We start from the raw sequence: 3,309 nt of genomic DNA, 5'->3' as shown, positions 1-3,309 counted from the left end.
GACAGCAACCGTCAGCCTCGAAGTAAGTCAGACCCAGACCCGGTCGACCACCCACGCCCATTCTCACTGCCTCGAAGGCCTCGTGAGATGACGTCGCAGCCCTACGCCGTGAGCGGGTCGTCCTCGTTCGCGTCGCCGTCGTCGGCGAACTGCGTGCGGTAGAGCTCGGCGTAGCGTCCGTTGCGCGCCAGCAGCGTCGGATGATCGCCGCGTTCGACGACGCGTCCTGCTTCGAGCACCACGATCTGGTCCGCCGCGCGGATCGTCGACAAGCGGTGTGCGATCACGATCGAGGTCCGGCCCTCGAGGGCTTCGCCCAACGCTTCCTGAACGGCCGCCTCCGAGGTCGAATCCAGATGTGCGGTCGCCTCGTCGAGGATCACCACCGACGGCTGCGCGAGCAGTAGCCGCGCGATCGTCATCCGCTGGCGCTCACCGCCGGAGAGCCGGTATCCGCGTTCACCGACGATGGTGTCGAGTCCGTCGGGCAACGACGCCACCAGCTCGTCGAGACGCGCCCGGCGCAGCGCGTCCCAGATCTCCTCGTCGGAGGTGTCGGGTCGGGCGAGGACGAGGTTGGCGCGGACGGTGTCGTGGAAGAGGTGGCCGTCCTGGGTGACCAGGCCGACGGTGCGATGCACCGACGCGGTCTGCAGGTCGCGGATGTCGACGCCGGAGAGCTGCACCGAGCCCTCGTCGACGTCGTACAGCCGGGTCGCGAGACTCGCGATCGTCGACTTGCCGGCACCCGAACTGCCGACAAGAGCCACCATGCTGCCCGCGGGAACATCGAGGTCGACGTGGTGCAGAACCGTCGTACCCGCCCGGTTGTCCAGCTGCTCAACCTCTTCCAGTGATGCCAGTGAGACCTTGTCGGCGGCGGGGTAGGCGAAGGAGACGTCGTCGAAGCGCACCGACACCGGGACCGGCCGGCCGCTCTCGGTGCCCGGGACCGGGCGTGCGTCCGGGGCGTCGGTGATCAGCGGTGTCAGGTCGAGGACCTCGAAGACGCGCTCGAAACTGACCAGCGCGCTCATGATCTCGACCCGTGCGTTCGCCAGCGCGGTGAGCGGGGCGTACATGCGGGTGAGGAGCAGGGCGAGCGAGACGACCGCACCCGCCGACAGATGTTCGTTCACCGCAAGCCATCCCCCGAGCCCGTAGACCAGGGCGAGCGCGAGAGCCGAGACCAGCGTCAACGCGGTGAAGAAGTAGGCCTGCAGCATCGCGCGTCGAACACCGATGTCGCGCACACGATCCGCACGGTCGGCGAACTCGCGTGATTCCAGGTCGGGACGTCCGAACAGCTTGACCAGGGCGGCTCCGGGTGCGGAGAACCGTTCCGTCATCTGGGTGGACATCCGGGCGTTGTGCTCGGCGGCCTCACGCGACAGGGCGGCCATCCGGCGTCCCATCCGGCGCGCCGGGACCACGAAGATCGGCAGCAGCACGAGGGCGAGCAGCGTGATCTGCCAGCTGATGTAGATCATCACGCCCAGCGTCAGCGTGAGCGTCACGATGTTCGACACGACACCCGAGAGCGTGTCGCTGAAGGCGCGTTGCGCGCCGATGACGTCGTTGTTGAGCCGGCTCACCAGGGCGCCGGTCCGGGTGCGGGTGAAGAAGGCGACCGGCATCCGCTGGACATGGTCGAAGACTGCGCGACGCAGGTCGAGGATGAGGCCCTCACCGATGTTCGACGACAGCCACCGCACCCCGATTCCGGCCGCCGCCTCGGCGACGGCGATCAGGGCGATCGTCACCGCGAGACCCACGATCATCGCCTCGGACCCGCTGTCGGTGATGAGGTTGACGACGCGTCCGGCGAGGAGCGGCGTGACCACCGTCAGGACCGCGGTGAACACGGACAGCACGAGGAACAGCGCTATCCGGCGGCGATGGGGGCCGGCGAACCCGCTGATCCGACGCAGCGTCGTACGCCGATCCCCCCGCAACCGCTTACCGTCCGGCGAGGTCGACGACTTGTACATCATGTCCCAGGCGACCGACTCCATGCTCATGTCGCCCAGGGTAGGACTTCAAGTGAACTTGATGTCTACTCGTCCCTTCGGATGCGGGTGGAGGTGCATGCCGGGAGCTCGAGAGGCGTCCCGCCACCCATGCTCTAGGTTGGTAACTGAGGTCACAGACGGCGATCACGATCAGCGGATCGACCAGGGAATGTCAGGTCGGCACGGCCGACGGTTAGGGGCGAGGCTCGTGGCAGAACTCAAGCTCGGTTTCAAGGCATCGGCGGAGCAGTTCGACCCGCGCGAGCTGGTGGAGATCGCGGTCGCGGCCGAGGAACACGGACTGGACTCGGTCGCGGTGAGCGACCACTTCCAGCCGTGGCGGCACAACGGCGGCCACGCTCCCTTCTCGCTCGCGTGGATGGCGGCCGTCGGCGAGCGCACCAAGCGTGTTCAGATCGGCACATCGGTCATGACCCCGACCTTCCGCTACAACCCGGCCGTCATCGCCCAGGCCTTCGCGTCGATGGGCTGCATGTACCCGTGCCGCATCATGCTCGGCGTCGGCACCGGCGAGGCGCTCAACGAATACGCCACCGGCTTCCAGGGCGAGTGGCCCGAGTTCAAGGAGCGCTTCGCCCGCCTGCGCGAGGCGATCACGCTCATGCGTGAACTGTGGACCGGCGACGAGGTCAACTTCGACGGCGAGTACTACCACACGCAGGGTGCGTACATGTACGACGTTCCGGAACAACCGATCCCGGTGTACGTTGCCGCCGGTGGTCCGGTCGTCGCCCGGTATGCGGGTCGCGCCGGGGACGGCTTCATCTGCACCTCGGGCAAGGGCGCCGAGCTCTACACCGAGAAGCTGCTGCCGGCGGTGAAGGAAGGTGCGGAGAAGGCCGAACGGGACTTCGACGCCATCGACAAGATGATCGAGATCAAGATCTCCTACGATCCCGATCCCGAACTGGCACTGGAGAACACGCGCTTCTGGGCGCCGCTGTCACTGACACCGGAGCAGAAGCACAGCGTCAACAGCTCCACCAAGATGGAACGTCTCGCCGACGAACTGCCCATCGAGCAGGTCGCCAAGCGCTGGATCGTCGCGTCCGACCCCGACGAGGCCGTGGAGAAGGTCAAGTTCTACACCGACGCCGGTCTCAACCACCTCGTCTTCCACGCGCCGGGCCACGACCAGCGTCGGTTCCTGGAGAACTTCCAGCGCGACCTGGAACCGCGCCTGCGCAAGCTCGGCTAACTGTACTGACCCGCCAGGTTGGGTACGCGGTCGGCGGGTGAGTCGCCTCTGAGTGCGGTGTGGCTGCGTTCGTGATTG

2 protein-coding genes are annotated in these 3,309 nt (G+C 67.0%); one reads left to right on the top strand and one right to left on the bottom strand.

Going from position 1 to position 3,309, the window contains the following annotated elements; genetic code table 11:
* Positions 1-101: 101 nt before the first annotated feature.
* Positions 102-2,021, bottom strand: coding sequence for an ABC transporter ATP-binding protein (locus BPODLACK_RS22995; protein WP_159406320.1), 1,920 nt, complete (start codon positions 2,019-2,021; stop codon positions 102-104).
* Positions 2,022-2,181: 160 nt separating this feature from the next.
* On the opposite strand from BPODLACK_RS22995, the gene fgd reads away from it, so the two are divergent.
* Complete coding sequence (gene fgd, locus BPODLACK_RS22990) at positions 2,182-3,231, top strand: glucose-6-phosphate dehydrogenase (coenzyme-F420) (RefSeq protein WP_096274777.1); 1,050 nt, start codon at positions 2,182-2,184, stop codon at positions 3,229-3,231.
* Positions 3,232-3,309 lie beyond the last annotated feature (78 nt).

The sequence above is a fragment of the Gordonia sp. YY1 genome (assembly GCF_009872315.1).
GTDB classification, from domain to species: domain Bacteria; phylum Actinomycetota; class Actinomycetes; order Mycobacteriales; family Mycobacteriaceae; genus Gordonia; species Gordonia amicalis.
This window is presented reverse-complemented; position numbering and strand designations above follow the sequence as displayed.